Annotated in this window: 7 protein-coding genes; all 7 read left to right on the forward strand. The window is 23.7% G+C overall.

Annotated features, from left to right (window positions below; all coding sequences use genetic code 25):
* The first annotated feature begins 179 nt into the window (after positions 1 to 179).
* A complete protein-coding gene (locus VAMP_RS04450) occupies positions 180 to 575 on the forward strand; it encodes a hypothetical protein (RefSeq protein ID WP_213349753.1) in 396 nt (131 codons plus the stop codon).
* A 92-nt stretch (positions 576 to 667) separates the two neighbouring features.
* A complete protein-coding gene (locus tag VAMP_RS04455; RefSeq protein ID WP_213349754.1) occupies positions 668 to 1,921 on the forward strand; it encodes an amino acid--tRNA ligase-related protein in 1,254 nt (417 codons plus the stop codon).
* Between the two features lie 35 nt (positions 1,922 to 1,956).
* A complete protein-coding gene (locus VAMP_RS04460) occupies positions 1,957 to 2,799 on the forward strand; it encodes a class I SAM-dependent methyltransferase (protein ID WP_213349755.1) in 843 nt (280 codons plus the stop codon).
* Between the two features lie 66 nt (positions 2,800 to 2,865).
* Entirely contained in the window at positions 2,866 to 3,726 is an 861-nt protein-coding gene (locus VAMP_RS04465) for a hypothetical protein (protein ID WP_213349756.1), read from the forward strand.
* Positions 3,727 to 3,831: 105 nt separating this feature from the next.
* Positions 3,832 to 4,089, forward strand: a complete 258-nt coding sequence (locus VAMP_RS04470; RefSeq protein WP_213349757.1) for a hypothetical protein — start codon at positions 3,832 to 3,834, stop codon at positions 4,087 to 4,089.
* 62 nt (positions 4,090 to 4,151) lie between these two features.
* Positions 4,152 to 5,168 (forward strand): S66 family peptidase, encoded by a 1,017-nt coding sequence (locus VAMP_RS04475; RefSeq protein ID WP_213349758.1) that lies wholly within the window; start codon positions 4,152 to 4,154, stop codon positions 5,166 to 5,168.
* Between the two features lie 229 nt (positions 5,169 to 5,397).
* A partial coding sequence (locus VAMP_RS04480) for a hypothetical protein (RefSeq protein ID WP_213349759.1) occupies positions 5,398 to 5,706 on the forward strand: 309 nt, incomplete at its 3' end.

Here is a 5,706-nt window from a genome sequence, read left to right on the forward strand (position 1 = left end):
CTAATCTAAATCTTAAACATTGTAATCTTTTTAATGATTTTCAGCTTTTTTCAGTTTTTTCTCTTAACTCTATTTCTTTTATTTTTTCTATCATAATATTTTCATTATTTATAAATATAAATATTATAACTATTCTTACTAAAAAAGCAAAATATTTTTAGTATAATACAAAACAAAGATTGTCAGAAGTTATGAAGCAAGTATGAAAAATACCAGAATCATTAAAAGAATTTGCAGAAAATATGAGACAAAACACAAATCCAAAAACAGTATTATTAACAGCAATAATTTTTTCATTATGAAGTGGAGTAGTAAATGCAAGTAAAAGTGGTCAAGATATATTGGATCAAGCTATATCTTCATGAGATTCAGAATGATTTGTAGTGCAAATGTTTGAAAATAAAGATTATAAAGAATTGAAACAATTGGCAAGTATATTATGATTAGATCCAAATTTGATAAGAGATTGTCAGCAGTATGAGAATCTCTTGGATGAGATGAATTGTAATGTTGACAAAACAGACAAAAAAATAAAATGATTATATGAGTATCTGAAAAAAGACAAGAAAGATTAAGAGCAGAAAGAGAACAGTTAGGCAACATCTAATTTTTGTTTTACTGAAATATCATCTTGAATACTGAAAATCAGCGAAACCAAAAACTTTTTTTGCCCTATTCGGGCAATTTTGGGGGGAGAAAAAGGAATAAGGAAAAATGATTTTTAGAAAAAGTTGAATTTAAAACAAAAATTAGTATAAAATCAATAGTTTTATTTTTTAATTTTAAGAACATTGTTTACAAAGCTTTGAATAATTGAGAGGTTGAGTATGTTTGAAATAACATAAACAAATCTCAAAAAATTAATTTTAAAGAAGTTGAAACTTCTTTACTTGAAAACAGAGTTTCAAGAGTTAAAAATGAAAAAATGTTTTTGCATATTGCAAATATAGACAATACTATATTTCAAGCAACTGTAGAATATTTTGTTAAATTATGAGTAAAATGGACTAATTTACCACTTACAACTCTTATGATATCTTCTCCATGAGAAGTATATGCATGACAAAAATTAGATTATACAACAGATACTTTACCAATTGAACTTCCAAATTGGTTTTGAAATGATAGAAGAATATTTTTATCTGAAAGTTCTCAATTTTACTTAGAGTTACAATTACTTATAAAATGATTAGATCAAGTTTTTAGTATCTATAATTCTTTTAGAAAAGAAAAATCTGATGCAACACATTTATCTGAATTTCAACATATAGAGTATGAATGAAAAGTTGATTCAGAATGAAATATAGAAGTTTTTATGTGATTATTTGAAAATATTTTCAATTTTTTAGTAAAAAATAACAGAGAGGATTTACTATTTTTCTTATCAGAAGAAGAACTAAAAAATAAAATTGATTTAGTAAATAAATGATCTACAAGAATTTGATTTAGAGAAGCTTTAAATTTACTTTACAAGGAAACTTGAGATGAAAAATATAAAGACTTTAGTTTAAAAAACTTTTGAACTTGGGAGGAAGTAAAATTAACAGAAATATTAAAAAGTAATGTAATTGTTGAAAAATTTCCAATGTTACAAATTCCTTTTTATCATGCTATAGCAAAAGAAGAAATTGATTGAGTTCCAGTTGCAAAAAATGCAGATTTTATACTTTATTGATTTAGAGAAACTATTTGAGCTTGAGAGAGAATAAAAGATAAAAATGTTTTACTAAAAAAAGCTGAAATATTTAATCTTCCAGAAAATGATTATTTGCCATATTTACAAACAAGAGATTTTTGAGATTATGAAGTAACTAGTTGATTTTGAATGTGATGGCAAAGACTTACTCAATGGATTACAAACCAACCATATATCTATGAAGCAACTGTTTTTCCAAGAACTCATTTAGTTCCTAATCCTTAAAAAGTAAAATTATTTTATTTATTAATTATAATATTATGAAAAAAGATATTCTTACCAGTTTCTTTGATAAGTATTCAAAAAATGTTGATAATGCGGATAGTTTAGGTTTTTGGAAACTGTCAGATGCGATTATTGAAAGTATTATACAGAAACATATTGATAAATTGTATGATTGAAAAGAATTTATGATATTGGATGCATGATGTTGAACAGGAAGATGGATCAAGAAAATTATAAATAAAAATAAATGAAAAAAAATTAAGTTTATTGCTTATGATTTATTTGATAGTATGTTAAATAAAGCAAAAGAAAATTTACAATGATATGATAATGTTAAATTTATAAAATGAGATTTACAAGATATAAATTTAATTGAGGATAATTCAATTGATTTGTGTATTAGTATTTATAGTCCTATAAGCTTTGTTGATAACTCAAGTTTAGTTATTTGACAAATTAAAAAAATTTTAAAAATTAATTGAGAAGCTTTAATTATGTGACATGCTTTTCATAATGCTATTGATTCAAAAATCAATAATTATATGGCTGATAAAGAAGAATTGTCTAAATTAAATAATGAACAACTTGTAAAATGGAATGATATGTTACCTTATTTAAATACATATAGTATTGAAACTTTTGAAGAACTATGAAAGCAAAATTGATTAAATTGTGTATGATGATATTGAGTTACTATATATTTAAAACCACAAAATGAAGATTGGGATCCTAATAATTCTCAAAAGAGTAAAATATCTTTGAAACTAGAAGAAGATAAAGATTTTTTTAACGAAATATATAGTTTAGAAATGGAAAATAATTCTAATAAAACTCTTGTAAATAGAGGTTTAAATATTTTAGCTTTTTATAAGAAATAAAATATTATAAATTTAATTATTAATATATAAAATATAAATGATACTAACAATGGTATAAAAAAAACAATGGAATGCAATGATACTTCTTCAAATAAATCACAATCTTATAAAGACTTGATGCAAAAAAAATTGCATAAAGTATTGTCTTTGTGAGAGATGTGAGAAGATGTTATTGATTATTTATCTTGACTTGATGAAGAGTCTTTATATGTTTTTCTATCTACAATCTTTTGAAGAAGAGTTCAAAACACTAGTTTAAAAGATGTAATGAGACAACGACAAAATTCAAGATTTTGTAGGCCAAAAGAAGAAAATGTTCATAAAAAAATATTAATAGAACAAACTATTTCACAAAATATGGACGATGATATGGAATTAGTAGAACTTTCTCCTTTAAATCCTCTGTGATTAAATACATTTCTTTCTGGCATTAGTCCTAATAGATGATTGTCCAGCATAAAATGACATGATGTCATGTCAGATGGTGCTTCTGTGATAGCTCTTCTTGGAGCAGAAAAAAGAAAAGAATTGTTTGGGGCACAAACAAAAGAAAAAATAAATCAAAAAGTATCATTATGTTCAAATAATGTATTAGTTAGGAATCAAATTATGTATATTAATTGAAAAGTATGTAGTCCATTTCTCAGAGTTTGTCAAAATGGTGTATTTTGAAGGAAGTGAAATAGTGTGTCCTTTTTTTCTGAAGCAACAATAGAAGTGCTTGAATTATATTTAAAAACATTGATGAGTTTGAAAGAAAATGGTTATATAAACATGAGATATATAGATATATATTTGTCTGATATGAGAATTACTAGAAAATTATTTGAATCACATGTTGAATGTAATGATATTGATTTAGAATTACAGAAATTCAGAGAGTATCAATTAAAGCATCCAATTGAAAATAACGGCAGTCAACTATAATTATTTGAATTTTTAGGTATTGATATCTCTCCATATGTTTGGGATCTTTCTAAGATTAATATTGATTTTGTTGAAACATATAATTTACACAATAATATAAATGATTTGAGAAAAATATATGAACGTTTAATCTATATAGAAAAAAAATATGAACAATTATGATTAAAATTTAAATTTAATTTAGGAAGAACTACTTGAATATGACAATATAATTCTTTTACATTTAATTGAATATCATGAAGTGAAGTGGATTTTATGAATTGAGGATATTGTCCTGAATGGGCTAGCAAACTGACAACTCAAAATAAAGAAAAGGCATTTTTTTCTACACTATCTACTGATTTTATTGCTAATTATTTTTAATCTAAAAATTCTTCATAGCTTGCAGTGGTATTATTTATTATTTAATTACCTTATTTAATAATATGAATTTAATAATTCCAAAAAAACTTGAAAGATGAGATACTATATGAATTATATCTCCTTCAGCTTGATTGTGTCCTATATTTCCACATAGAGTTGATAATTGAATTAATATGCTTAAAAAATTATGATTTAATGTAAAATTTGCTTCTAATTCTAAGAATAATGATTGATATGTTTCTTGAACAGTTCAACAAAGAGTAGATGATATACATGAAATGTTTTTAGATAAAAATGTGAAGGCGATAATATGTACAGTTTGATGAAATCATAGCAATCAATTATTAAAAAAAATTGACTATGAAATAATTAAAAATAATCCTAAAGTGTTTGTTTGATATTCTGATATAACTGTTTTACACTATGCATTTTATAATAAAGCTAAATTACAAACTTATTATTGACCCTGCTTAATAACAGAATTTTGAGAGTATCCAGAAATGTTTGAGTATTCAAGAAAATATTTTTTAAAAACCTTAACAGAGTGAGGAAAAATAAGTATTGACAAAATTAATTATTATACAGATGAGTTATTAAATTGGCTTAATAAAGAAGATTTAAAAAGACAAAGAAAGGTGTATAATATAGATTGATTTAAATGGATAAGAAGGGGTTATGTAAAATCAAAAATTATTTGATGATGTGTTCCCAGTGTTAATCATTTAATATGAACTGAATATTGGATAGATCCAGAAGATAAAGTTTATTTTATAGATTTACCTGAATGAAGTGAAATTTGAAAATGAATATCAATATCTAATTTAGATTCATATTTAACTGATTTAGATAATATAAATTTATTTGATAAAATATCTTGATTAATAGTTAGTGTGCCTTACTGATATGATGATAATGAAAAAGAAAAACTGTATGAACTTATTAAAAAATTTGTTAATAAAAAAGATTATCCAGTTTTACTAAATTTCCCTATTTGACATACAGAACCTATGATAACATTGCCTTTGATGTCTGAGATTGAGTTTGATTCAAACACAGAACAATTAATTATTTATAATTAATATATTGAAATATTGAAAATAAATTTTAACCTAATTTTTTATAAAAACGCTATCTTTTCTTGAACATAAAGAATAAAACTCATTTTCTTTTGTCTTTTTCCAAACTCCCTCACCCAATTCTAAAAACCATTCCAAATATTTGACAAAAAATAAAAAACAAATATACTTGACATAAAGAAATAAATGATTAATAATAAAAAATATTTAATTTCTTAAAAATCAAAAAATTATGACAGAAAAAATGAATCAAAATATGGAAACAGTTGAACAAGTAGATACAAATAAACAAACTCTTGTAAATAATACAAAACAAAGATTGTCAGAAGTTATGAAGCAAGTATGAAAAGTACCAGAATCATTAAAAGAATTTGCAGAAAATATGAGACAAAACACAAATCCAAAAACAGTATTGTTAACAGCAATAATTTTTTCATTATGAAGTGGAGTAGTAAATGCAAGCCAAAGTGGTCAAGATATATTGGATCAAGCTATATCTTCATGAGATTCAGAATGATTTGTAGTACAAATGTTTGAAAAT

This window comes from Candidatus Vampirococcus lugosii, from assembly GCF_018420025.1.
In the GTDB taxonomy this organism is placed as follows: Bacteria; Patescibacteriota; Gracilibacteria; order Absconditabacterales; family Absconditicoccaceae; genus Vampirococcus; species Vampirococcus lugosii.